This is a genomic window from Paracoccus lichenicola, assembly GCF_009708075.1.
GTDB classification, from domain to species: domain Bacteria; phylum Pseudomonadota; class Alphaproteobacteria; order Rhodobacterales; family Rhodobacteraceae; genus Paracoccus; species Paracoccus lichenicola.
The window spans coordinates 1-23,282 of sequence record NZ_WMBT01000020.1; the positions used below are offsets into that span (position 1 = coordinate 1).

Here is a 23,282-nt window from a genome sequence, read left to right on the forward strand (position 1 = left end):
GTGGTGCGAGACACGACATCATCAACGCCTGTCAATGCAAAATGGCTGCGGTGCAAACCGGGTGGTTACGGCGCGGCGGCGCTCAGCATGCCATGGGCTTGGCTGGCGTCCACGCTGCGTCCTCGACATATCAAGGAGCTGAATCCGTTTCGCGGGACCGATTCAGATTTCTCATTGGATGTGCAATGGTTTTTGGGGGCAGACTCCTGTCTATGGTAACCGAAACAGTCCATAGCCCTTCCATGGACTGTGGCCCCGACACCAACCGGGGCTGGTCTTCAACTGTGGCCTCAGGTCGAGGCATTAGGCTTTGCCGCAAGCTTTCAGCAACCGGCTCCAGACTGTGGCAGCACACCGTCCCCATGACACAGGGAAGATACGTCCATGCCCGACTTCACCGCCCATGACCATCCGGCCCTGGCGGTCGGCTGCCCTACCTGCGGCAAGGCGCCTGATGAATGGTGCTGCGGCGCCAACGGCCAGCCGTCGCGCGATCTGCACAAGGCGCGTCAGGCCGAGGCGGACCGGCAGTTCATCGACCAGCATGGCTACGGGGCAGCCATCATTCCTGCCGCGTCCGGGTGGCTGATCGACCCTCAGGGCTGCGCCCGGGACTGACGATCCGGGCCTTGGCTGCAATAGCCGCGGCCGGTCACAAGGGACCGGCCGCAGCCAGCCATTCATCGAGCTTCGACCAGCGGCGGCGTCCCGAGACGTTCTTTACGGCCATGGCGACTGCCTTCTTCTGGCCTACGAGCACCACGAGCTTCCGGCCGCGGGTCACGCCGGTGTAGAGGAGGTTGCGCTGCAGCATGGTGTAGTGCTGGGTCATGACCGGAATGACCACCGCAGGTATTCCGATCCCTGGCTTTTGTGGATGGTGGCGGCATAGGCCGGCACCAGGGTGTCGAGCTCGCCAAAGGCAAAGGTGACGGTGCGATCGTCAAAGCGGACCGCCACTTCGCCTTCATCCGCATCCACGTCCTCGATGGTGCCGATATCGCCGTTATAGACGTCCTTGTCGTAGTCGTTCTCGACCTGCATGACCTTGTCGCCCGGCGCGAAGGTCCAGCCGAACCGCTCGACCTTGTTCTCGCCGGCCGGGTTCAGCGCCTTTTGCAGCTCGATGTTGAGCGAGCGGGCGCCGACACCGCCCCGGTTCATGGGACACAGGACCTGAATGTCCTTGATCGGATCCAGCCCGAAGCGGCGGGGGATGCGTCGGCTGACCAGTTCCACGATGCGCGCCACAGCCTCTTCCGGATCGCGGGCAGGCACGAAGTAGAAATCCGCCTCGCCCTCAGGCGGCGCGAGGTCGGGCAGGCGTCCGGCATTGATGGCATGCGCGGTGGTGATGATCTTGCTTTGCGCGGCCTGGCGGAAGACCTCGGTCAGCCGCACCACCGGCACGGCCGCCGAGCCGATGATGTCTGCCAGCACCTGGCCCGGACCCACCGAGGGCAGCTGGTCGATGTCGCCCACCATCAGGAGCGCGGCTGACGGGGGCAGGGCCTTCATCAGCGACTGCATGAGCGGCACGTCGACCATGGAGGTTTCGTCGATGACCAGAAGGTCGCAATCGAGTGGGCTGTCCTCGTTGCGCTTGAAGGCAAAGGCCTTGGGGTCGAACTCCAGCAGCCGGTGGATGGTCCTGGCCTCCAGCCCGGTGGTCTCGGTCATGCGCTTGGCGGCGCGACCCGTCGGGGCCGCGAGCAGGAGCTTCACACCCTTGGCCGCCAGGATGCGCAGGATGGCGTTCACGATCGTGGTCTTGCCTACCCCGGGTCCACCGGTGATCACCGTGACCTTGGACCTGAGGGCCAGGCGTATCGCCTCGGCCTGGCTCGGCGCCAGGCTGAGCCCGGTCCTGGTCTCGATCCAGGGCAAGGCGCGATCGGCATCGATGGCGGGCCAGGGCAGGGGGCCTCTGCGCAGCCGCTCCAGGTGCCCGGCAATGGCACGCTCGGCCTGGTAGAGCCCGGTCAGGAAGATGCAGTCCGCCTCGCCCACCCGGTCCGCGGTGACAGAGCCCTCGGCAAGCTCCTCGCCGATGGCGCTTACGATCAGAGCGGGCGGCACCTCGAGGAGCTTTTCGGCAAGCCCCGTCAGTTCGGCCCGCGGCAGCCCACAGTGACCATCCCCCATGGCTTCGCTCAAGGCGAAGGACACGCCGGCACGAACCCGGATGCTGGCGGTCTTCTCGATGCCGAGCTTGCCGGCGAGGAGATCCGCAGTGCGAAAGCCGATGCCGCGGATGTCGCGGGCCAGGCGGTAGGGGTTCTCGCTCATCACCTGCACGGCGTCGGTGCCGTAGGTCTTGAAGATCCGCACCGCCCGTGCGGTGCCCACGCCATGCTGGTGCAAAAACACCATGATCTCGCGGATGACCTTCTGGTCGGCCCAGCCGGCGATGATCTTGGCCGCACGAACCGGGCCGATGCCACCGACCTCGCGCAGGCGTTCGGGCTCGGCCTCGATGATGTCCAAGACGTCCGTGCCGAAGGCTTTCACCAGCCGCCGTGCATAAACAGGTCCGATCCCGCGGATCATGCCGGAGCCGAGATACTTTTCGATCCCTTCGATCGAGGAGGGCGCGGAGGTCTTCAGGAACTGCGCCTTGAACTGCAGGCCATGGGTGCGGTCGTTGAGCCAGAGGCCCGAGGCCGTGATCCATTCGCCCGCCGAGATCATCGCGGCATGACCGACCACGGTGATGAGATCACGGTGCCCGCGTGCCTTGACCCGCAGGACGCAGAAGCCACTCTCAGGACTGTGGAAGGTGACGCGCTCGACTAGGCCCGCGAGAACCTCGGTGGGATGGGTGGCCTCTGGCGTCATCTCGCTCCCCATCTACCGGCCTCAGACCACGAATACTCGTGTGATGCTCAACCAGACGTGACACGCTTCGCCCCGCAGGCTGACCTCGACGCAGGCATTGCCGGGGCGGCGCAATCGAATCCTGCCGAATTTCTCGTCCTGTCCGACGATATATGCGAGGGGGAGCTCAAACCAAAGTGCGACGGATGGCTGTCGGCCAGCAGGTGAACCGGTCACCCCGCAGCTGGCTGTCCGCCCGTGTGTCTGATACATGGCCAGCCCGCGCCGCGCTCTGAGATGTGGCCATGATCTCGCAGGATGATCAGACAGCGATCGTTGTTTCTGAACACCAAGGGGAGGTCAGGACTAAGAACTGCCCTCCGTAAATCGTTCCCGAAGTCGAGCTCCGATGTTTCCCATATCCCCGGAGGAGGAATGCACCATGCCTGACTTTACCGCACACCGTCATCCCGCCCTGGCGGTGTCCTGCCCGATCTGCGGCGAGGACTGCGGACACTGGTGCCGGACCCGAAATGGTCGAACGGCAGGCGATCTCCATGACGCGCGCCAGGCCGAGGCCGACCGGCAGTTCATCGAACAGCACGGCTATGGGGCGGCGATGGTCCACGCTGCCTCCGGTTGGCTGGTCGATCCGCGCGGCTGCGCCCGCGATTGAAAAACAACCGCCAATACCGTCGTCGTTGCCATGCCGCCCTCGGCGGCTTCCCTGCCCGTGCCGATGCCGCCAGTGTAGTCACATCGTCCGGTATCAAGATCAGATCGAACCGTTGACCGGCAGACCTAAGGGTCTTTTACAGCGATGAACCGGGATGTCGTGGATCGGATCAGGGTCTGGCAAGGAAAATGCCATGGGGAAATCCCTGCTCTGGACAACCAGGCCAGAAAAATCCTGTTTCCGCGTGCCGCGGCCGAAGGGACCGCGTTCAGTGCTCCGACTTCGGCAGATATTTCCGGGGAGCGGTGGCCACGAAATGCCGAAGCACGGCATCGGGATCGCGCGAATCCTGGCGCTTTCCAACCGACCGGGCAGCGCGGCGAACGACGATCGCGCCGGCTCCTGCCGCAATCGCCACGATCAACGAGAAGACGAGTCCCGGTTCTATCATCGATCCTCCTGATGCTTTTTATATAGCATCCCCACACCCCTCACAGAAGGGCCTTGATCAGGTCCGCGTCCCTCTTTTTGCGGCTCTCCACGCGAGCCATGTAGGACCGGGTGTAGGACGCGTCGATGGCCGCGGAGATCGTGATGCCCGCGGCGATGAAGGCTACAAGCGGACCGATCGTTCCCGCCAGTCCGGCAATCGCCACGCCGAAGGTGCCCGCGATCGCCGCCGTCTGGATCGGTTGAACGATACGTTCCCCCTGGCGCGCTGCGTCCCTGCTCTCGAATTCCAGAGACGCGACGGCATGATGAATCAGACCCTTCAGCATCTCCCGCATGTCGTCATCGCCGCTTCGCAGCGCTCGCTGAAGAGACACACGGGCATTGGCGCGTCTGGCGACGGCCGCGAGGACAAGTTTGAAATCGCCGATGACCGGGGGTTCCTCGCCGGTGATGGAGGCGCGTGCGTGAGCAACGATCGCCCGAGCGGCTTCATCGACATCGACGGCATTAGCAGGCGTCTTCAAGGTCGTCCTCGACTACAGTGACGTTTGTCTTGCTACATCCCCGATCCCGCTCGCACCAGCGAAAGACCTCCTGGCTTCACGGGCTGTTTCAGCCTGCCACCCTTCCCTGGCGCGGAATCAAAGCCTCGGCGGATGCAAAATCCGCGTTAGCCTGACTGCCTGTAAAAGGCATCCCGCCCTAGGGAATCAGGCTTGGACCGACAATCCTGTCCGCGATCTCGAGGCATTTCCTGATCGCGGCGAATGCCGACGCTGCCCCTATCATCCGGATCCTTTGTCGGGATCGCCTTCGGTTGGCGTCTACGTTGCACCGGTCGCAGGTGGTCGTTCGGGCGGCATCGGTTCGCAAGGCACGAGAATCGGCGAGATATCCCCAGGGGATTGCAAGTCATCGGATTGACAGGACCAGCAGTCAAGAACAAAACAGGAACGTATCTGTTCGTCTTCAATCCTTCGGAGTTGCTTCCTGTCATGTCTGCCCGGTCCTCCAACCCTGCCAGCGCCGCCCTGCGCAAGCAGATCGCGCGAATGGAAGGCGATGGCAGGCCGGCGCGTGAGGTGCTGCCTTTCGGCCTGCCCGAGCTGGACCGTCGCTTGCCTGGTGGCGGGTTGGCGCTCGGCTGCCTGCACGAGGTGGCGGGCGGCGGCAACGGTGCCGTGGATGGGGCGGCCGCTTCCTGCTTTGCGGCCGGCATCGCCGCGCGGCTGCCCGGTCCGGTGCTGTGGTGCGTGACCGAGGCCGATCTGTTCGCGCCCGGCCTGGAACAGGCGGGCCTCGGACCGGACCGGGTGATCCATGTCGAGGCGGGCGACGACGTGTCGGTGCTGGCCTGCATGGAGGAGGGATTGCGCCATGGGGGGCTGGCGGTGGTGATCGCCGAAGTGGCGCGGCTGTCGATGACGGCCTCGCGGCGGCTGCACCTGGCGGCCAAGGGATCGGGAACCACCGGCATCGCGCTGCGCCGCTGGCGGCGCCAGCAGGACGCCCATGACTTCGGCCAGCCCACGGCGGCGATGACCCGCTGGCGGGTGTCGGTCCTGCCTTCCGCGCCCTTGCCCGTCCCCGGTGTCGGCCGCGCCCGCTGGCTCGTCGAGCTGATCCGGGCGCGGGCCGGCGAAAGCTTCGATCTGGAACTGGAGGCGTGCGATGGCACGGGTCATCTCGGTCTACCTGCCGCTCTGGCCGATCGACCGGCTGCGCAGGCAGGCGGGCGAGGCCGCGCCCTCGCCTGAGGCGCCGCTGGTGCTGGCGGGCCGTATCGGCAACCGACAGGTGGTGACGGCCGCCTGCACGCTGGCGCAGGAGCTGGGCCTGTCCGCCGGCATGCCGGTGAGCAAGGCGCAGGCGCTGGTCCCAGGGTTGCAGGTGCTGCCCCATGATCCCCATGCGGATGCCGCCTCGCTGGAGCGGCTGGCCTTGTGGGTGCTGCAACGCGTCTCGCCCATCGTCGCGGTCGATCCGCCGGATGGTCTGGTGATCGACTCGACCGGCACCGATCATCTGCATGGCGGCGAGGCCGCGATGCTGGAGACGCTGATCGGGCGGCTGGTGATGTCGGGGGTGACAGGGCGCGCCGCCATTGCCGACAGCTGGGGCGCTGCCCATGCCCTGGCCCGGCATGTGGCGGAGCCGGTTTGTCTGGCGGAGCCGGACACTGCAGAGACCGTGCTCGCTCCTTTGCCCCTTTCCGCCCTGCGCATTCCCTCTACCACGCTGGCCTCGCTGCACACCCTCGGCTTTGCCTGCATTGGCGATCTGCTTCAGCAACCGCGCGCGCCGCTGACCCGGCGCTTCGGACCGGAGCTGTGCCACAGGCTGGACCAGGCGCTTGGCCATGCTGCCGAGCCGATCGAACCCTTGCGCCCGTCCGAGCTTGTCGAGGTGCACCGCAGCTTTGCCGAACCGATCGCGGCTGCCGAGACCATCGCGCGCCATATCGGCAAGCTGGTGGTGCAGCTCTGCGCGGCCTTGGAAGAACGCGGCCTCGGCGCGCGGCGGCTGGACCTGCTCTGCTGGCGCGTCGATGCCCATGTGCAGACGGTGCGCGTGGGTCTCGCCAGACCACAACGCGATCCCAAGCGGCTGACTCGGCTCCTTTGCGAGAAGATCGAGACGATCTCGCCCGGCTTCGGCATCGAGATCCTGTCGCTGACGGCAGTGGTGACCGAGCCGCTGGAGGCGCGGCAGGTCGCCAGTTCCCTGCTGGAGGAGCCCGCCCCCGATCTTTCCGCTCTTGTCGATGTGCTGGTCAACCGCGTCGGCGCGCGGGGCGTTTACCGCCTGGCCCCCGTCGCCAGCGACGTGCCGGAGCGGTCCGTCACCCGCGTCGCCCCCTTGTCCGAGCCGGTGGGAAGCGGCTGGCCCGATCACTGGCCCCGGCCCGCGCGCCTGCTGCCCCGCCCCGAACCGATCGAGACGGTGGCGCTCCTGCCTGACCACCCGCCGGTCTGGATCGCCTGGCGCGGCATCCGCCGCAAGGTCGCCCGCGCGGATGGGCCGGAGCGGGTCTTCGGGGAATGGTGGAAGCGCGATGCCGAGATGATTGCGGTCCGGGACTATTTCCGCGTCGAGGATGACGCGGGCGAGCGGTTCTGGGTGTTCCGGGCGGGTGATGGCGAGCATGCCGAGACCGGCAGCCACCGCTGGTTCCTGCACGGCATCTTCGGGTGACAGGCATGGACACCCCTCATGATTCAAAGCCGTTCTACGGGGAGCGCGGTCTTCTGACGGAGGCCCGACCATGACCGGACCGCGTTATGCCGAGCTTCAGGTGACGAGCCAGTTCAGCTTTCTCAGGGGGGCCTCCTCGGCCGAGGAACTGTTCGCCACCGCTGCGCTGATGGGGATCGAGGCCCTGGCCGTGACCGACCGCAACTCCTTGGCGGGCATCGTTCGTGCCTGGGAGGCGGCCAAAGCCACGAGCATGCGGCTGGTGGTGGGCTGCCGCTTGGATCTGGCCTGCGGCATGGCGCTGCTGGTCTATCCCATGAACCGCGCGGGCTATGCCCGGCTCTGCCGGTTGCTGACCCTGGGAAAGTCCCGCGCCGGCAAGGGCCGGTGCCATCTCGACTGGTCCGATGTCGTGGAGCATGCCGAGGGCCTCATTGCGGTGCTGGTGCCGGATCTGGCGGATGACACGGGCGCGCTGCGCCTGCGTCGGCTGCGCGACGTGTTCGGCGACCGTGCCTATCTGGCCCTGACCCTGCGTCGCCGCCCGAACGACCAGTTGCGTCTGCATGAGCTGTCCATGATGGCCGCGCAGTTGCGGGTGCCGACAGTCGTCACCAACGACGTGCTCTACCACGAGCCGTCACGGCGCATCCTCCAAGACGTCGTCACCGCCATCCGCCACACCACCACCGTCGAGGCCTTGGGCTTCCGCCGCGAGCGCCATGCCGATCGCTACCTCAAGCCCCCGGCCGAGATGCACCGGCTGTTCGCCCGCTATCCCGAGGCTCTGGCGCGGACGGTAGAGATCATGGACCGCTGCCCGTTTTGCTTGGATGAACTCCGTTACCAGTATCCCGAGGAACGGGACGATCCGACCCTCACCCCGCAAGAGACCTTGGAGCAGCTGACCTGGGAGGGGGCGGCGGGGCGCTATCCCGAGGGGGTGCCCGAGGAGGTCAGGGCTTCGCTCTCCCACGAACTTCGCCTGATCGGCAAGCTCGGCTATGCCCCCTACTTCCTCACGGTCCACAGCATCGTCCGCTTCGCCCGATCCCGCGACATCCTCTGCCAAGGCCGGGGCTCGGCCGCGAACTCGGCCGTCTGCTATGTTCTGGGCATCACCGCCATCGACCCGAGCCGCGGTGATCTCCTCTTCGAGCGCTTCGTCTCCGAGGAACGCCGCGAACCGCCCGACATCGACGTGGACTTCGAGCACGAGCGCCGCGAGGAGGTGATCCAGTGGCTCTATCGGACCTACGGCCGCGACCGGGCCGCGCTCTGCGCCACGGTGATCCGCTATCGCGCCAAGGGGGCGTTGCGCGACGTGGGGAAAGCCATGGGTCTGCCCGAGGACCTGATCGCCCAGCTTTCCGGCCAGATTTGGGCCTGGTCCGAGGAGGGCGTCAGCGACGCGCAGATCCGCGAGCTGAACCTCGACCCGTCCGACCGCCGCCTGCGGCTGACGCTGGATCTGGCCCGGCAGCTCATGGGCGCGCCGCGGCACCTGTCTCAGCATCCGGGCGGGTTCGTGCTGACCCAGGACCGCCTGGACAACCTGGTGCCGATCGAGCCTGCCGCCATGGAGGACCGGCAGATCATCGAGTGGGACAAGGACGACATCGACGCGCTCCGCTTCATGAAGGTCGACATCTTGGCCTTGGGCATGCTCACCTGCATGGCCAAGGGACTGGCCTTGTTGGAAGAGCACAAGGGCATCACCCATGACCTCGCCACTATCCCGCCCGAGGACCCGCGCACCTATGCGATGATCCGTAAGGCCGACACGCTCGGCACCTTCCAGATCGAGAGCCGGGCGCAGATGGCCATGCTGCCGCGCCTGAAGCCGCGCACCTACTACGACCTGGTGGTGCAGGTGGCCATTGTCCGGCCCGGCCCCATCCAGGGCGACATGGTCCATCCCTATCTGCGCCGCCGCGAAGGCAAGGAGCCGGTCGCGTATCCGAGGCCTGAACTGGAAAAGGTGCTGGGCAAGACCCTTGGCGTGCCCCTCTTCCAAGAGCAGGCCATGCGGGTGGCGATCGAATGCGCGGGCTTCACCCCAGGCGAGGCCGACATGCTCCGGAAGTCCATGGCCACCTTCAAGTTCACCGGCGGCGTCAGCGCGTTCAAGGAGAAGCTTGTTAGCGGCATGGTCGCGCGCGGCTACGAGGCCGACTTCGCCGAGCGCACCTTTCGCCAGCTGGAGGGCTTCGGCTCCTACGGCTTTCCCGAGAGCCATGCGGCCTCCTTTGCCCTCGTGGCCTATGCCTCGGCCTGGCTGAAGTGCTGGCATCCCGATGCCTTCTGCGCGGCGCTGCTGAACAGCCAGCCGATGGGCTTCTATGCCCCCGCGCAGATCGTGCGGGACGCTGAGGCACACGGCGTCGAGATCCGGCCGGTCTGCATCAACGCCTCCCGCTGGGACTGCACCCTGGAGCCAACTGGTCGGCCGGGCGATGAGGGCAGCCGCTTTGCCGTGCGCCTCGGGCTCAGGATGGTCAAGGGGCTGGCCAACAGCCATGCCGCCGCCATCGTCGCGGCGCGGGCCGATCAGCCCTTTGCCTCGGTCGAGGACCTCTGGCGCCGGGTCCGCGTGCCGATCGCCAGTCTGACCCGCATTGCCGAAGCCGATGGGTTCAGGCCCTTCCTCGGGCTCAGCCGCCGCGAGGCGCTCTGGGCCATCAAGGGCCTCGGAGCCGAGGAGCTGCCGCTCTTTGCCGCGGCACGGGAGGCATCAGAGCAGCAGGCGGACGAAACAGGGGCAGAAGCGCAGGAGCCCGCCATTGCGCTGAGACCGATGACAGCCGGGCGCGAGGTTGTGGAGGATTACGGCCATACCGGCCTCAGCCTGCGCCGGCATCCGGTCTCGTTCCTGCGCGAGACGCTGCGGCAGAGGCGGATGCTGACCTGTGCGGAAGCCATGGCGGCCCGCGACCGCACCTGGTGCGCAACCGCCGGGCTGGTGCTGGTGCGCCAGCGGCCCGGATCGGCCAAGGGCGTCATGTTCATCACGCTGGAGGACGAGACAGGTGTGGCAAACCTCGTGGTGTGGCCGAAGACATTCGAGGCACATCGGCGGATCGTGCTCGGAGCCGGCATGATCGGCGTGCAGGGCCGCATCCAGCGGGAAGGCGCGGTGGTGCATTTTGTCGTCCACCGGATTGAGGATCTGTCCCGGGAATTGGCAACTGTGGGGCAGCAAGGGGTGGCCTTTCCGCTCCAGCAGGGACGCGGGGATGAGGCACGGCATGGGGCGTCGGCGGGTAATCTGCGAAAGGCAGCGCCCGTTGCAACGCGCGCGAAGGAGATCTTCATTCGAGACCTGCACCTCGACGCAATCAAGGTGAAAGGGCGGGATTTCCGATAGCCAATTACCGTCCGGGAACACGTGATCGCATGCGGATGCCAAGACGTTCAATGAACACTGCAAGGAGCGCAAAAACGCGCTGACATGCGATAGGCTTTGCTGAAAAGCCTGATAAGATGATGAGGCCAACTGCTCTTCAGCAACCATCGTGGGAGGAACCATGGGTCTTGTTCCGACACTCTCGCTCGGTCTGTATCTCCTCTTGATCCTGCTGGGCGTCATCGGCGGTGTGTTTCACATGCTTACCCGCTTCACGGCCGCATTTGGCATCGGCGTTGGCATCCTCGGGATTGTCGTGATGATGTGGATAAAATCCGAGCATTTCGCTCTGGTCTTGGAGTGGCTGCTCAGCTGAAGCTCATACAAGCGCGCGCGGATATCAATCACATGTATCTGACTGAACCTGATTATCCAAGCATTCTACAGGACACAAACCTGGGTGCTGAACCTCTGCGTTGCCGGGTAAGGGCTGCCCTGCCGAACCGACGAGAACGGGACAACATCCACGCTGCTTGATGGAACCAGGCTGACCTGCACCTGCCAATGGGTTGACCAACCCATCATGAGCAACGATGCCAAGGTGCCTCTCCGCCATCCTGAGGGACGCGCACCGGCCCTGGCTCCAACAGCTCACAGATTTCCGACAAGCGGCTGGTCAGCCTTGGTCAATCGTCTTCGAGCCGCGATGGGGCCATCTTGGGGTCATCCATCAAGGAGGCCGACATGGACGAGAGCAAGAGGACGGCGCTGGTGCTGGGCGCCACGGGCGGGGTAGGCGGCGCGGTGGCCCGGGCGCTTCTGGCGCATGGCTGGGCGGTGCGCGGCATGGCCCGCGACCCGGGCAAGGCAGCAGCCGCGGCGCGGAACCTGGCAAACGGGATCGAATGGGTCAAGGGAGACGCGATGGTGCAGGACGACGTGGTCCATGCCGCCCATGGCACCGACGTCATCGTGCATGGGGTGAACCCGCCGGGCTATCGCGACTGGAACAAGCTGGTGCTGCCGATGATCGACAACACCATCGCCGCCGCCCGCCAGGCAGGGGGCGCCCGGATCGTGCTGCCCGGAACCATCTACAACTTCGATCCCGCAGCCACGCCCGTGCTGCATGAGAATAGCCCGCAAGAGCCCCGCTCGCGCAAGGGCGCCATCCGCAAGGAGTTGGAGGCGCGGCTTGAACGGGCAGCGCGAGCAGGCGAGGCCCCCGCGCTGATCCTGCGGGCGGGCGACTTCTTCGGCCCCCATGTGCGCGCAAGCTGGTTCGCCCAGGCCATGGTGGCGCCCGGCAAGCCGGTGAAGCGCCTGACGGTCCTGAACCGGGGCGTGGGCCATTCCTGGGCCTACCTGCCCGACCTTGCGGAAACCTTCGCGCGCCTTTTGAGCGCCCCGGACCTGCTGCGGACCTTCGAGCGCGTTCAGTTCGAGGGCATGTGGGATCCCGACGGACACAGGATGCCCGAGGCCATTGCCGCGGCCGTGGGCCGCCCGCGCCTGCTCGAGCGCGCCTTTCCCTGGTGGCTCATGCAGATCGCGGCGCCTTTGGGGGGCTTCCCGCGCGAGGCCGTGGACATCCTCCCCTTCTGGCGCCATCCTGTGAAGCTCGACAACAGCCGCCTGGTCGCGCTTCTGGACGCCGAGCCGCGCACCCTCCTTGCGGAGGCGCTGCGCGCCACGCTCCAAGGCATGGGCTGCCTGCCCGGGGCGGGCACGGCAATGCGGCGGCTTGCGGCCTGACATTCCTGATCAACCCGGCGCGCGGACGAAACCCGAGCGCCCTTCCCCCTGAATGCGCCCGCGCGGCGCGCAAGATGAAAGGCACCTTCATGCCCATGCCGTTCAGAACCTACCTTCTCCGCGAAGCGATCCTCATCGCCACGATGAACGCCGCGATCAATGCCGCTTATACGGGGTGGCTGTGGCGCAAGTTCGACCCCGTGCCGCTGGCGGGCAAAGGCGGGATTGCCCTGGATCTCGCGCTTACCCCCGTGGTGATCGCCAGCCTGTCCGTCCTGATCGGCACGGGCATGGCGCGGCGCAAGCTGGCCTCCGGCCGGGTGGCGGCAGACGGATCGCGGCCCCATCCGGTGTTCCGTCGCCTTCCCCGGGGTTTGGCGGCGCGCGCCGCGGTGGCGGCCGGCCTGACCGGCCTCCTTCTGGCGCTGCCCTTGTGGTTCCTTCTGCCCCTGGCCGGGGACGGCCTGCTGACGCGCTTCGAGGCCAGCGGGACCAAGGTGGCCATCACCCTGGCCTTGTCGCTTCTGATCGTGCCGATGGTGACGGTGGCGGCCCTGTCCGACCTGCAGGGGAGCAGGGCAAGGGGAGTGCCCGCGTGATCGCCACCGGGCGCATCATCCAGGAGACAGGACCGACGCGGGTTTCGCGTGAAGCCGATTGCCCCTGCCTGCCAAGCCGCTAGCATGGCACCGATGAGCGAGCCTGTTTCCTGGGATGACCAGCACGCCTTTCTTCTGGTGTTCGAGCATGGCAGCCTGTCGGCCGCCGCGCGGGCCCTGGGCCAGGCCCAGCCGACCGTGCGCGCCCGCATCGAGGCGCTGGAGCGCAAGCTGGGCACCGTGCTGTTCACCCGCTCCTCGCAGGGCCTCCTGCCGACAAAGGCCGCGCGCGCCCTGCATGTCCATGCCCGGGCCATGGCCCATGCCTCGGAGGCCTTCGTGCGCGCGGCCTCCTCGTCCGAGGGCGCGGTATCCGGCACCGTGCGCATCGCCGTGTCCGAGTTCATGGGCCAGGAGGTGCTTCCCCCCATGCTGGCGCGGCTGCGGCTGCGCCATCCCGGCCTGGCGCTGGAGGTGGCGGCCTCCAACGCCCCGACCGACCTGACCCGGCAGGAAGCGGACCTGGCCCTGCGCACCTACCGGCCCGGCGGCGAGGCCCTGGTGGGGCGCAAGCTGGGGGAGGTGGCGCTCGGGCTTTTCGCGCACCGCGACTATCTGGCGGCGCGCGGGGTGCCGGGGGAGCTTGCCGACCTTGCGGCCCACGACCTGATTGGCCCGGACCGCTCCGCCTCCGACCGCCGACTGGCCGAGGCGGCGCTGCCCGCCCCGGCCCTCGCCCGCTTCGTGCTGCGCACCGACAGCCATCCCGGCCAGCTTGCCGCTGCCCGCGCAGGCCTGGGCATCGCGGTGGTGCAGCGCCCGGTGGGCTTGGCGGACCCGGATCTGCGGCCCGTTCTGCCGGATCTGGTGCTGGCGCGCCTGCCCTTGTGGCTTGTGGCCCATCGCGACCTTCTGGCCGTGCCCCGGGTGCGCGCCTGTTTCGATCATCTGGCCAGGGAGGTGGCGGGATACGGTCGTGAGTGAACGAGATGATGCCATGACTGGCCCGGCATCGACGGAGAAGCGTCATCTGCCTGCGTGACAGGCCGTTAACGTGACAAATCTGCTGGTGCAAAACTTTGTAATGCAACTTCTACTTGTATTAGTCTCTAAATGACATCACTGGAGGTGTCATTGAGGCAGGCGCATAACGCAATACAAGATCCTCTGTGTGTCCAAACGCGCGCAGGGGATCTTGTAACAAAGCGTTGAAAGGCCAATCGTCCCGGAACATCCATACACCGTATCCGTTGTTGATCGTCCAATAAAACACCGGGCAGTAATCAACGAGTATGCCTCACCTCCTTCTCTTGGGGCGGGGCATTTTTTACACGGAACCGTGGTTCATCGAGAAGTTTGGTCCATCGGCGTCCTGAGGCTTCATGATCCAGCCGCAGAACCGTAGCGCCGCCGCAGCGATTCGTCGGTCGGTCAAAAGGGAACCGCACCTCTGCCCAGCCATTCGTCCAGACTGCGCAACGTATCGCGCTCTTGGTCACAACGCAGGACGAACTAGTCAAGGAACTGGGCGGCTGGCGCAAGGTTGCACGCCAGGGCGTCACCCGTGCCATAGTCGCCACGGGTAACAAAGGGGACCACGGTCTTGCCTGCCAGATCGTTGCGCTGCAGGAAGCTGGCCATGACAGTTGGCAGGTCCACGCCCAAGACCGGAAAGCCCAGGAACACCGTCTCATAGCCCCCAAGGCCCGGTATGGTTTCCGCGAGCGGCAGGGCGCCTCCCTGTTCGCATCCGCGTGGCCCATGTGACCATCTCCTCGTAGTCATCGGGCCAAGGATCGCACGGGCATAGTTCGACTGTTTTGGCCCCGAAACGTCTGGACAGAGCGCCTCCCAGCACCCGCGTGTTGCCCGACCTCGACAGGAAAACGACAATGCCGCGACCACGGCCTTGCGCTTCGACGGTGGCGGTTGAGACGGCGACACCGGCTGCGTCCAGTGGCAGGAGCGCCGCCCAGAAGCTGTCGCGCGAGTGATGGTTCGTTCATCTGCCATGGCGATCTCCTCTCCCGAGGTATCAACTGCTCATGATGGCCCTGATCGCAAAAATGGGACCATCATACGGCGGGTCAGCCCTTCGGTGAGGCCTCGATGCCTGAATAGGCCAGAATGGCATCCGGCAGGCGCTGTTCCCGGATATCGATGGTCCTTGCGGCTTGATGAAACTGATTGGCGTCGCCGCTCCACCATATGACCTGATTGTCAGCAACCTACTTGGTTATGCTATATTGCAATTATCAAGCAAAACAACTAGCCTGGAACTGGTTGTTAGGAGGCGGATATGCGCGAGATCGGTGCATTCGAGGCAAAGACCCATCTCTCAGAACTGTTGGCAGCAGCCGAGCAGGGCGAGACGGTCACCATCACCAGACGCGGCACTCCCGTAGCCCGCCTGGTGCCGGTTGCCGGTCCGACCAGGCCCGAAGCCTTGCGGCGCTTGACGGCCCTGCGGTGCCGCCTGATCCGGCAAGGTGTTTCCCTGTCATCCGAGGACATCCTTTCGGCACGTGACGAGGGCCGGCGCTGATGCTTGTTCTTGATGCGTCTGCTTTGGTGGGTTGGGTGATGCCTGACGAGCGCGGTATCAACCTTCCGGAACTGGCGGCCCTGCATGCAGATATCGTCGCCCCCTGGCTATTGTGGGCGGAATTGCGAAACATTCTAATCGTTAATGAGCGTCGAGGCCGCATTCCGCCAGGAACTGCCGAACAGATCATCGATGCTGTGGAGGCCCTTGGCATTGTGCTGGATATTGAACCTGCCGGAGCCGTTGTCCTTGATTTGGCACGCAGACATCGGCTGACCATCTACGACGCGCTTTATTTGGAGTTGGCCTTGCGTCAAGGAGCCACGCTGGCAAGTCTCGACGACGCGTTGCTGGCTGCTGCCAAAGCAGAAGCCGTTCCTGTCGCAAACTGAAAGGCATCAGGACAAGAGCGTTTCGCAGAGGGGCACCGTTCGCAGCCGAAGCGGGAACATTCTGCAGTATCTCTAATGTTCCATAATAAATCCTATTGCATTTTCGTTCACAGTTAGGGCACATTCCATTCTGGAATGCATCACCCGATAGTTTCCTGAAACACTTCAGGAGGATGTGATGCGGCGCCCTTTCACCAACCTGACGCTGGACGAACGCCGCGTGATAGCGCGTATGTTGCAGGCCAAGGTGCCGAAGACGAAGATTGCGGCGATGCTCGGCCGCAGTCGCTCGACCATCACCCGCGAAGTCAAACGCAACTGGTGGCATGACAAGGATGTCCCGCACGTGACGGCTCAGTCCCAGGCCGACCGCAGGCGGTCACGCCGGCGCAAGCTCGAGCGCCTTCCGGATTTGCGCGCCGAGGTGATCCGCTGCCTGCACGAAGGCTGGTCTCCCGAACAGATTGCGGGCCGTCTCAGGATTGAACCTGATACCCCGCATCGGCTCTGCCACGAGACGATCTACCAGTATGTCTACTCTGCCGAAGGTCAGACGGCACAGCTGGCGCGCCTCCTGCCCGAGCGGCGCCGAAAGCGGAAGCCGCGCTATGCTCGCACACCTCGCAACCGGGTTTTTCCTGTGGAAACTAGCATCCACAACCGGCCGCCTGAGATCAACGATCGCAGCCAGTTCGGGAATTGGGAAGGCGACTTGATGATTTTCGAGCGCATTCAGGGCGACGCCAATGTGGCGACGCTGGTCGAACGCAAGACCCGCTATACGGTTCTGCTGCGCAACAACGATCGGAAATCCCGACCCCTCATGAACCGCCTGATCCACGAGATGTCGCCCCTGCCCGCCGAGGCGCGGCGCTCGATCACCTTTGACCGCGGCCTGGAGTTCATGGCTTGGCGCGAGCTGGAGAGCGGCATGGGCACGACGGCCTGGTTCTGCGACCCGCAGGCGCCTTGGCAAAAGGACTCGGTGGAGAACATGAACAGGCGACTCCGCCGTTACCTGCCCCGGGACACTGCCGTGTTGCAGCTGACGCCTTGTTCGATGAGGATGATGTGTCAGCGCCTGAACGCCACGCCCCGGAAGTGCCTGGGCTTCCGGACACCTACCGAAGCGTTTCGAGATGAGCTGATCCGATTGGAGGCACCATGACGAACCCTGCCGCGCAGGACTGGTGCATTCAGAATGGAGCCCGCATAGGGGACGCGCTGTGGGACCTACCAAATATTGTCCATTCCCCATGGTTTTTTGACCATTCTCCACGCAATTCCTGTCCGTCGTCTTTGGGCGTATTCGAAATGTCGTTATTTTACAGATACCTATTTGGCATATCCACAAAGCTGTTTTCGATGCACTCGCATGGGGCCAGGCTCCCGATCGCCGATTGACCGAACCACGCCAGATCGGCAACGTCTGGCCTATCCAATCGTGTTCGAGTCCTGAGCCGGTTGATCCCTGACCTCGACCATCCTCAACGAGAAAGCGCCGCTTTCTCGCTCGATGCCCTTATGCCTGCGAGAACGACATGACCGATCGCCCGCCCTCCTCTGCCCGTATTCCGCTTCTCCTCAATGCTTTTCCTCCGCCTGACGTCTCGGCGGCCGTTCTTGAGCGGCGGCTCGTCAGCCATCTGGGCAAGCTTCGCTCGGCCCACGGTGTGACGGGCGCGGAGGAGGTGCACTGCGACCCTGCCGGCGCGATCGACACCTGCGAGCACAACAGATGGCGCGCTGATCCCGAGACCCCAGTCGCTTTTGGTCAGAACGACTGGTTCAAGATCCGCCGCCGCGTTCGGCGCCTGCGCGAGGCGCGCAAGGCCGCAAACCCCTTCGCCCGGCTAAAAGCCGAAGAGCGCGAGCGGCTGGAAGCCCTGCGTGACGGCGTCCGTCTGGCGTCGGTCCCAAACGAGCACCGGGCCGATGAGTTGGCTGCCGAGTTGCACGCAGACTTTCCCTGGCTCGCTCCGGCGACCGAGGCCTTGTGGCACGCCCTGCGCCGCTCGGCGCGGGAGGGCCTGCCGGGCGTGCGGATGCGGCCCCTTTTGCTTGACGGCCCGCCGGGCATCGGCAAGTCGGTCTGGGCACGACGCCTTGCGGGCTTGCTGGGCACACCGGCCACCGTCATTGAGGCGTCAAACGAGAACGCTTCGTTCGGCATTGTCGGCTCCCAACGGGCCTGGGGTGGTTCCCAGCCAGGCCAGGTTATCGAGGACATGTTGAGGAACCGGGTCGGCAATCCCGTGGTGGTGATCGACGAAGTGGAAAAGGCCGGCTCCGCGCGCTCCACAAAGGGACATGCTTTCGATCTCTGCGCGAGCCTTCTGCCACTCTTGGAGCCTGCTACCGCTACCCGCTGGACCTGTCCCTTCTACGAGCAGCCCTTCGACATGAGCTGGATCATGTGGGTCCTGACCGCCAACAAGGCGGAGCTGCTGCCCGAGCCGCTGCTCAGCCGCTGCCCGCCGATCCGGTTGCGCAATCCGACGGTGCCGGAACTCGTGGCTTTCGTGCAACGCGAAGGCGGCCGGCGCGAGTTGTCGGATGCAGCCGTTTCCGCACTGGTGGCAGTCCTCGAGCATCCGTCCTTGCGCAACCACCCCCTCAATGTGCGCACTGTTATCCGCATGCTGGAGCGCGCGGCCGATCTGGACAACCGACCCCTGCTGCACTGAGCCAGCACGACAGTCTGCGACCTCCACCGGCAAATCACGTCGTCTCTCCCGCCGCACGACAAGGGCGGCTTGGCCCTTTCATTCCTGCAACATCCCTTCATCACGGAACACTCCATGATCACCCTACCCGCCTTAACTGCCGAACAGCGGCACCATCTGACTCTTGCTATGACGGCGATCGCCGCCGCAGAGACTGGCCCTGACCCGGAGGATCTTGCAGCCGCTCCCGCGCTCGACCTGTGGCGTCCTCTCGCCACGCTCGACCTAGCGCTGGTTCTGTGGGGCCATGTCAGCGGCCACCCGCGTTTCGCCCCTGGCCCGATCGTCACATCGCGCCTCATTGCGTTGAACCGGCAAGACGGCTGGGCGCGAACGCTGAGCCGCTGGTATCGCCTAGCTGAACCCTTTACAGCTTTCGAAGGCGCTCTGGCACGGGACGCGGGCCTTTCTGGCTCAGGAATGCGGATCGCGACTTTCGATTTTGGCGGCTACATCCCGGTCGATGATCCCACCGTGCTGGACCGGCTGCTCGCAGACTACGCTGCCCGCGTGCGCGCCTGTGATGGCGAAAAACGGGAGCACCGGTAAGCAGGTCGCACGCTCTCTTGCCCTTTCCCGGATCATGTGCGGCCCATGCCTGGCAAGCATCTCCGCATCCCTCGCGCCAAGCATCCAAGCCACAGTTACCGGTTCCCCTTGTGACAACGATTCTCATCACCGCCGATCTTCATCTGGATGCCTGGTTCCGGGAGGGACGCGATCCATTGGCAAACATCGCGCCGGTCCTGAGCGGCCTGGACGCGCTGATCATTGCCGGGGACCTCGCCAACAATCCAGTCTACTACTGGCCTCGTGCGCTTGCCCGGATCGGGCGGCTCATCGATCCGGCGCGGGTTCATGTGTTTCCGGGAAATCATGATTACTGGACCCATCATCTTGCGGGCGATGATGTCCTTGCCAGGATCGCGGCCGATGCCGGTGCGCGCTACGTGCAGAAGCGGGCGATCGACATCGGACGCTTCAGATTCCTGTGCTGCACGCTTTGGAGCGATCTCAACCTCACGAGCGACTACAACGCGGCCATGTATCGCGCTTGGATGACGATGCCCGACTACGCCCGCATCCGGCGCACGGCCAATCCGGTCGATGGAAAGATCCGGCCTGAGGACACGGTTGCCGTCCATCGTGACCACCTTGCGTGGCTCACACGGGCAATGGCGGAGCCGTGGGACGGCCAGCGGATCGTGGTCACGCATCATGCCCCGAGCCGTGCGGTCGCTGGGTCGATTAACGGCCTTTCCCCGGCATTCGCGTCGGACCTGGACGCGTGGATCAAGGCGAACCGACCCGACGCCTGGTATTTCGGGCACACGCATCGGCGGCTCTCGGCCAAGGTCCAAGGAGTGCCCGTGATCAATGTATCCTTGGGTTATCCAGACGAGGTGATCGATGGCATGGAGGCAGAAGGGCTGCTGCGGGGATTGTTCCCTTCCGCACATAACTGAGCTTCGGGAAATGACCCCTCGGAAACGATCTCCACCTCAAGGCTGGCTTTCTAGCGTTCAAGAACGAACAAGCAACGCATTGGCATATATAGTTGCATTATTATGAAATTATACTATACAGAGTAGATGCCGGGCAACCGAGGGGAGGCGGTGTGAAGGCACAAACCTCTTAGGAGTTTTCTGCCTTGCCTCTTGATGCAACCTCCCCTGCTCTTGATGCCTTGCTGATCGGAACCGCACTTGAGATGGAACTCAGTGCCCGCGACCTGCAGGTCGCTGAACGGCGCTATCATCTTATCGCAGAGCATCTTCAAAGACCCACCAGCAGGCTCCGCCCCTACATGGATCAAGCTTTGGTTTACGCGCAAGGATCTCGCGCGATCGGCGCGACCATCGTTGATGGCGCTTCCGACGACCGGTTCGATCTGGACGCCATCCTGGAGTTTGCCACGCCTTTCGGATGGACCCCCCGGCGTGTGCTTGACGAGCTTTGCGACGCCTTTCAGGGTTTTCCAGATGTCCGAAACATTGTGCGCTGCACACGATGCATTCAACTGCAATTCGCGTTCATGCATCTGGATATCACGCCCATGGACCCGTTCAGGGAGCCTCGCCAAGAGCGGGCCGGCAATATCTACCATAGTCCCGATGACAAATCCGATGCGCGTTTCAGCGTGAACCCTTACGGATTTGCACAATGGTTTCGGCAGCATGTGACCATGCCGCATCCGCAGTTCGCGGATCAATTGCGCCAGATGCGCTCCCGCATGGCAGTCCCCGATCGCATCGTCAGGGGCACCATCATGGCAGATGCGGAGATCGACAGGCTGCCTCCTCCGACCAATCCGCTCCGGGACGCACCGCAGGTCATCGCGCTCAAGCTGATGAAGCGGTATCTGAACCTTCGTTATGCGAAGCGGGATCTGAAGCGCCCCGTGTCGATCTATCTGTCGAAGGTGGCCGTTGAGGTTCCGCTGAGTTCGTTTGGTCTTTGCGCCCAATTAGAAAGTTATGCCGCCGAACTTGATCACCGGATGTCCCTTGCCTTGGCGACGGGCCAGTGGCCAGAGGAGCGCAACCCGGCTTTCCCGTCCGAAAACTTCAACGACCGTTGGCCCAAGACGAACCAGGACATGAAGGTCTTCCAAGCCGACCTGCGCCATCTCATGGCGGAACTCGCTCGCGCCCGGCAATCGGAACTCACCGAGATCCAGAAGATATTCGACGTTCTCTTTGGGGAGCGGGTCACTGAAAAGGCGGTGCGCGGCTATCTCGACACGATCCCTGAGGCGGCAACTGCCTCGGCTTACGAGCGTGGCAAGGGCTATGTCACCACGCCGGCATTGCTTTTGCCCTCCACCTCCGCTGCCGCCCAGGTGTCCAAGGCGCCGGCGCATCATTTCCACACGGGCTTTCTGCGTCCATGATCAAGAGGTTCAAGCCACGGTCCGCATATGCCCAGTTGGATCGCATGCAGGGGCGCTGGCCCGACCTTCGCCCACGCGTGTCCAGTGATGATCGTTATCTCGCCTGGTTGGGACCGCTACGCGGACTCCAGATGAGCTATGACGTTGCCGTTCAATGGGAATGGCGCAATCCTGGGAGCGTTCCCTACGTGTTTGTTCAGGCGCCCAAGCTCCGGCCGCGCGCGGGTGCGTCCTTCGCTGACATCCCGCATCTCCTCTTCAATTCCGAGGCCCCGGAAAACTCGGCGCTGTGCCTGTTTGATCCGAAAGGCAGCGAGTGGGATGCCACGATGCTGATCGCGGACACGACTGTGCCATGGGCCTCCGAATGGCTTCATCATTACGAATGCTGGCATCTCGACGGGATCTGGCGGGGACCGAACGCGCCGGGACCAATTTCAGTGGGTGAGATGAGGGCGATCAAACATGCATCGGCGGAGGAGTCGAAGATCGCATGAACGGTGCTGTCAGATCGAAAAAGGGACGCCATGGGGATGTCAATCGCAAGGCGCTCAATCTGGTCTGGGCCCTGTCGGCCGGACGATGCCAGTTCGAGAACTGCAACGAAGATTTGACGAGACATCTGGTCGCTGCCAGCCGAAGTGCGAACAAGGGTTACGTCGCGCATATCATCGGATCGAGCGCGCAGGGCCCACGCGGGGATGCGGTCCGGTCCGAGGCGCATGCCAAGAACCCGGACAACGTCATGCTGCTGTGCGATGGTTGTCATCGCGAAATCGACAGGGAGCACCCGGAAGCCTATTCCGAAGAGCGGCTGCACGGCATGAAGCAGCGCCATGAGGCATGGATCGCACGTGCCGTGGGATTGAGGCCTGACAGCCAATCCCATGTCCTCCGGTTCACCAATCTGATTGGATCGAATGAAACTGCCATCCCCTTGGACGACTGCTTTGCGGCAATGCTCGGGATCGGAAAGACCCCAGCTAGCGCCGAGGCCATTGACCTGAAGCTTGGGATACCCGGACATCAGGACACCGATGACCTCTATTGGGCGGTCGAGCCTGGCGACCTGCAGACCTTCTTCAACAGGCGCTTCGAGGGTTTCTTCAACAGCGGAAAGATCCGCCATCTTTCCGTATTCGGATTCGGCCCCATGCCGCTCTTGATGAAGCTCGGGCAACTGCTGCCTGATCTGCACGAGATTGACGTCTTCACACGTCACAGAGAGCCAACCCCGTCCTGGACTTGGAGGGATGGCTCCTCCTTGTTCGATCCCTTCATGGTTGAGGGTCCTTCGAATACTAAACGCGTGGCGATCAAACTGGCCATCACCGACCGAATTGCCGACAAGCGCGTCTATGATGCCGTGGGTTCCGAGGATCTGTCCATCTGGGAGATCACATGCGCAGCTCCTGGCTATGACGTGCTGATGGTTCGTGAGGATCTGAGCAAATTTCGTGCGGTGGTCCGTGCCGGCTTCAATCGGATCAAGGAGGTGCATGGAGAGGACGCGGAAGTTCTCGTGTTTCCCGCGGCGCCGGCGGCATGCTGCATCGAGTTCGGGCGGGTGTGGCAACCCAAGGCGCACCGCCCGATGGAGATCTACGATCAGGTGAAAGATGTCGGGTTCGTCCGTCGGCTGAGAATCGAATAGTGCTACTCTTGAGAATTTAAGTTGGCCTCGTGGTGATTTCCGCCGAGACGTGACCCGGCCAGTATCTCCTTGATGTCGCCGCAGGAGGCATCTCTCTTGGCCGCTTGCTTCATGCTGATCAGCCGTGTGTCTCAGGTCGGAATCTGGACACCCCTGAAGTCCTTGTCGTCCATTTCGCCAGGTTGGGCAGGGAGTTGTAGGGCGCACTTTCAGCCGCGAGCTGCGCCCAGG

24 protein-coding genes are annotated in these 23,282 nt (G+C 64.3%); 19 read left to right on the top strand and 5 right to left on the bottom strand.

Features of this window, described 5'->3' with window-relative positions:
* Together GIY56_RS18645 and GIY56_RS16650 are read left to right on the top strand one after the other, a co-directional pair.
* A partial coding sequence (locus GIY56_RS18645; RefSeq protein ID WP_230312593.1) for a hypothetical protein occupies window positions 1-219 on the top strand: 219 nt, incomplete at its 5' end.
* A 165-nt stretch (window positions 220-384) separates the two neighbouring features.
* Complete coding sequence (locus tag GIY56_RS16650; RefSeq protein ID WP_154765994.1) at window positions 385-618, top strand: zinc finger domain-containing protein; 234 nt, start codon at window positions 385-387, stop codon at window positions 616-618.
* A gap of 34 nt (window positions 619-652) precedes the next feature.
* On the opposite strand, the gene GIY56_RS18650 is transcribed toward GIY56_RS16650, so the two are convergent.
* Both GIY56_RS18650 and recD2 read right to left on the bottom strand, forming a co-directional pair.
* Window positions 653-832 (bottom strand): ATP-binding domain-containing protein, encoded by a 180-nt coding sequence (locus GIY56_RS18650; protein ID WP_230312594.1) that lies wholly within the window; start codon window positions 830-832, stop codon window positions 653-655.
* A complete protein-coding gene (gene recD2 / locus GIY56_RS16655; protein ID WP_230312595.1) occupies window positions 829-2,838 on the bottom strand; it encodes an SF1B family DNA helicase RecD2 in 2,010 nt (669 codons plus the stop codon). Before recD2 ends, GIY56_RS18650 begins: the two co-directional genes overlap by 4 nt.
* A 421-nt stretch (window positions 2,839-3,259) precedes the next feature.
* Here recD2 and GIY56_RS16660 point away from each other — a divergent pair, with 421 nt between their 5' ends.
* Entirely contained in the window at window positions 3,260-3,493 is a 234-nt protein-coding gene (locus GIY56_RS16660) for a zinc finger domain-containing protein (RefSeq protein ID WP_154765995.1), read from the top strand.
* A gap of 268 nt (window positions 3,494-3,761) precedes the next feature.
* Here the strand turns inward: GIY56_RS16660 and GIY56_RS18430 are convergent, their stop codons facing one another.
* Complete coding sequence (locus GIY56_RS18430; protein WP_196053678.1) at window positions 3,762-3,944, bottom strand: hypothetical protein; 183 nt, start codon at window positions 3,942-3,944, stop codon at window positions 3,762-3,764.
* Between the two features lie 40 nt (window positions 3,945-3,984).
* Window positions 3,985-4,470 carry a hypothetical protein gene (locus GIY56_RS16665; protein ID WP_154765996.1) on the bottom strand — a complete coding sequence of 162 codons (486 nt, stop codon included), beginning with the start codon at window positions 4,468-4,470 and terminating at the stop codon, window positions 3,985-3,987.
* A gap of 471 nt (window positions 4,471-4,941) precedes the next feature.
* On the opposite strand from GIY56_RS16665, the gene GIY56_RS16670 reads away from it, so the two are divergent.
* The 7 genes from GIY56_RS16670 to GIY56_RS16700 all read left to right on the top strand — a co-directional run bounded on the left by GIY56_RS16670 (window position 4,942) and on the right by GIY56_RS16700 (window position 13,825).
* Window positions 4,942-5,703, top strand: coding sequence for an ImuA family protein (locus GIY56_RS16670; protein ID WP_154765997.1), 762 nt, complete (start codon window positions 4,942-4,944; stop codon window positions 5,701-5,703).
* Window positions 5,618-7,141 (top strand): Y-family DNA polymerase, encoded by a 1,524-nt coding sequence (locus GIY56_RS16675; RefSeq protein WP_154765998.1) that lies wholly within the window; start codon window positions 5,618-5,620, stop codon window positions 7,139-7,141. The genes GIY56_RS16670 and GIY56_RS16675 overlap by 86 nt, the downstream gene beginning before the upstream one ends.
* Before the next feature lie 70 nt (window positions 7,142-7,211).
* Window positions 7,212-10,508, top strand: coding sequence for an error-prone DNA polymerase (locus GIY56_RS16680; protein ID WP_154765999.1), 3,297 nt, complete (start codon window positions 7,212-7,214; stop codon window positions 10,506-10,508).
* 160 nt (window positions 10,509-10,668) lie between these two features.
* On the top strand, window positions 10,669-10,863 hold the full coding sequence (locus tag GIY56_RS16685) for a hypothetical protein (protein ID WP_154766000.1): 195 nt from the start codon (window positions 10,669-10,671) through the stop codon (window positions 10,861-10,863).
* Window positions 10,864-11,231: 368 nt separating this feature from the next.
* Window positions 11,232-12,242, top strand: coding sequence for an NAD(P)H-binding protein (locus GIY56_RS16690; protein ID WP_154766001.1), 1,011 nt, complete (start codon window positions 11,232-11,234; stop codon window positions 12,240-12,242).
* 95 nt (window positions 12,243-12,337) lie between these two features.
* Window positions 12,338-12,841: a hypothetical protein gene (locus GIY56_RS16695; protein ID WP_154766002.1), complete on the top strand. Its 504-nt coding sequence runs from the start codon at window positions 12,338-12,340 to the stop codon at window positions 12,839-12,841.
* A gap of 93 nt (window positions 12,842-12,934) precedes the next feature.
* A complete protein-coding gene (locus GIY56_RS16700; protein ID WP_154766003.1) occupies window positions 12,935-13,825 on the top strand; it encodes a LysR family transcriptional regulator in 891 nt (296 codons plus the stop codon).
* A gap of 528 nt (window positions 13,826-14,353) precedes the next feature.
* On the opposite strand, the gene GIY56_RS18905 is transcribed toward GIY56_RS16700, so the two are convergent.
* Entirely contained in the window at window positions 14,354-14,854 is a 501-nt protein-coding gene (locus GIY56_RS18905; RefSeq protein WP_154766004.1) for a flavodoxin, read from the bottom strand.
* 286 nt (window positions 14,855-15,140) lie between these two features.
* Between GIY56_RS18905 and GIY56_RS16710 the strand changes: the two genes are divergently transcribed.
* From GIY56_RS16710 to GIY56_RS16750, 9 genes are all read left to right on the top strand, one after another.
* Entirely contained in the window at window positions 15,141-15,386 is a 246-nt protein-coding gene (locus GIY56_RS16710; RefSeq protein ID WP_154766005.1) for a type II toxin-antitoxin system Phd/YefM family antitoxin, read from the top strand.
* Complete coding sequence (locus GIY56_RS16715) at window positions 15,386-15,778, top strand: type II toxin-antitoxin system VapC family toxin (RefSeq protein ID WP_230312596.1); 393 nt, start codon at window positions 15,386-15,388, stop codon at window positions 15,776-15,778. Before GIY56_RS16710 ends, GIY56_RS16715 begins: the two co-directional genes overlap by 1 nt.
* Before the next feature lie 178 nt (window positions 15,779-15,956).
* On the top strand, window positions 15,957-16,946 hold the full coding sequence (locus tag GIY56_RS16720; RefSeq protein ID WP_154766007.1) for an IS30 family transposase: 990 nt from the start codon (window positions 15,957-15,959) through the stop codon (window positions 16,944-16,946).
* 373 nt (window positions 16,947-17,319) lie between these two features.
* A complete protein-coding gene (locus GIY56_RS16725; RefSeq protein WP_154766008.1) occupies window positions 17,320-18,465 on the top strand; it encodes an AAA family ATPase in 1,146 nt (381 codons plus the stop codon).
* 114 nt (window positions 18,466-18,579) lie between these two features.
* The gene (locus GIY56_RS16730) at window positions 18,580-19,053 is read left to right on the top strand and encodes a DUF6634 family protein (protein ID WP_154766009.1); all 474 of its coding nucleotides are present in this window, start codon (window positions 18,580-18,582) and stop codon (window positions 19,051-19,053) included.
* Window positions 19,054-19,163: 110 nt separating this feature from the next.
* Window positions 19,164-19,970, top strand: a complete 807-nt coding sequence (locus GIY56_RS16735; RefSeq protein WP_328288582.1) for a metallophosphoesterase — start codon at window positions 19,164-19,166, stop codon at window positions 19,968-19,970.
* A gap of 221 nt (window positions 19,971-20,191) precedes the next feature.
* The gene (locus GIY56_RS16740) at window positions 20,192-21,397 is read left to right on the top strand and encodes a nucleotidyltransferase domain-containing protein (protein WP_230312597.1); all 1,206 of its coding nucleotides are present in this window, start codon (window positions 20,192-20,194) and stop codon (window positions 21,395-21,397) included.
* A 131-nt stretch (window positions 21,398-21,528) separates the two neighbouring features.
* Window positions 21,529-21,894: a hypothetical protein gene (locus tag GIY56_RS16745; protein ID WP_230312598.1), complete on the top strand. Its 366-nt coding sequence runs from the start codon at window positions 21,529-21,531 to the stop codon at window positions 21,892-21,894.
* Entirely contained in the window at window positions 21,891-23,051 is a 1,161-nt protein-coding gene (locus tag GIY56_RS16750; RefSeq protein WP_154766013.1) for an SAVED domain-containing protein, read from the top strand. The genes GIY56_RS16745 and GIY56_RS16750 overlap by 4 nt, the downstream gene beginning before the upstream one ends.
* Window positions 23,052-23,282 lie beyond the last annotated feature (231 nt).

What these genes read in the sequence shown, in the direction of transcription:
- GIY56_RS16670 (WP_154765997.1), top strand. Translation starts at nt 4,942, where the DNA reads ATGTCTGCCCGGTCCTCCAACCCTGCCAGCGCCGCCCTGCGCAAGCAG.
- GIY56_RS16710 (WP_154766005.1), top strand. Translation starts at nt 15,141, where the DNA reads ATGCGCGAGATCGGTGCATTCGAGGCAAAGACCCATCTCTCAGAACTG.
- GIY56_RS18650 (WP_230312594.1), bottom strand. Translation starts at nt 832, where the DNA reads ATGACCCAGCACTACACCATGCTGCAGCGCAACCTCCTCTACACCGGC.
- GIY56_RS16685 (WP_154766000.1), top strand. Translation starts at nt 10,669, where the DNA reads ATGGGTCTTGTTCCGACACTCTCGCTCGGTCTGTATCTCCTCTTGATC.
- GIY56_RS16660 (WP_154765995.1), top strand. Translation starts at nt 3,260, where the DNA reads ATGCCTGACTTTACCGCACACCGTCATCCCGCCCTGGCGGTGTCCTGC.
- GIY56_RS16690 (WP_154766001.1), top strand. Translation starts at nt 11,232, where the DNA reads ATGGACGAGAGCAAGAGGACGGCGCTGGTGCTGGGCGCCACGGGCGGG.
- GIY56_RS18430 (WP_196053678.1), bottom strand. Translation starts at nt 3,944, where the DNA reads ATGATAGAACCGGGACTCGTCTTCTCGTTGATCGTGGCGATTGCGGCA.
- GIY56_RS18905 (WP_154766004.1), bottom strand. Translation starts at nt 14,854, where the DNA reads ATGGCAGATGAACGAACCATCACTCGCGCGACAGCTTCTGGGCGGCGC.
- GIY56_RS16700 (WP_154766003.1), top strand. Translation starts at nt 12,935, where the DNA reads ATGAGCGAGCCTGTTTCCTGGGATGACCAGCACGCCTTTCTTCTGGTG.
- GIY56_RS16720 (WP_154766007.1), top strand. Translation starts at nt 15,957, where the DNA reads ATGCGGCGCCCTTTCACCAACCTGACGCTGGACGAACGCCGCGTGATA.
- GIY56_RS16730 (WP_154766009.1), top strand. Translation starts at nt 18,580, where the DNA reads ATGATCACCCTACCCGCCTTAACTGCCGAACAGCGGCACCATCTGACT.
- GIY56_RS16695 (WP_154766002.1), top strand. Translation starts at nt 12,338, where the DNA reads ATGCCGTTCAGAACCTACCTTCTCCGCGAAGCGATCCTCATCGCCACG.
- GIY56_RS16680 (WP_154765999.1), top strand. Translation starts at nt 7,212, where the DNA reads ATGACCGGACCGCGTTATGCCGAGCTTCAGGTGACGAGCCAGTTCAGC.
- GIY56_RS16745 (WP_230312598.1), top strand. Translation starts at nt 21,529, where the DNA reads ATGAGCTATGACGTTGCCGTTCAATGGGAATGGCGCAATCCTGGGAGC.
- GIY56_RS16725 (WP_154766008.1), top strand. Translation starts at nt 17,320, where the DNA reads ATGACCGATCGCCCGCCCTCCTCTGCCCGTATTCCGCTTCTCCTCAAT.
- GIY56_RS16750 (WP_154766013.1), top strand. Translation starts at nt 21,891, where the DNA reads ATGAACGGTGCTGTCAGATCGAAAAAGGGACGCCATGGGGATGTCAAT.
- recD2 (WP_230312595.1), bottom strand. Translation starts at nt 2,838, where the DNA reads ATGACGCCAGAGGCCACCCATCCCACCGAGGTTCTCGCGGGCCTAGTC.
- GIY56_RS16675 (WP_154765998.1), top strand. Translation starts at nt 5,618, where the DNA reads ATGGCACGGGTCATCTCGGTCTACCTGCCGCTCTGGCCGATCGACCGG.
- GIY56_RS16715 (WP_230312596.1), top strand. Translation starts at nt 15,386, where the DNA reads ATGCTTGTTCTTGATGCGTCTGCTTTGGTGGGTTGGGTGATGCCTGAC.
- GIY56_RS16650 (WP_154765994.1), top strand. Translation starts at nt 385, where the DNA reads ATGCCCGACTTCACCGCCCATGACCATCCGGCCCTGGCGGTCGGCTGC.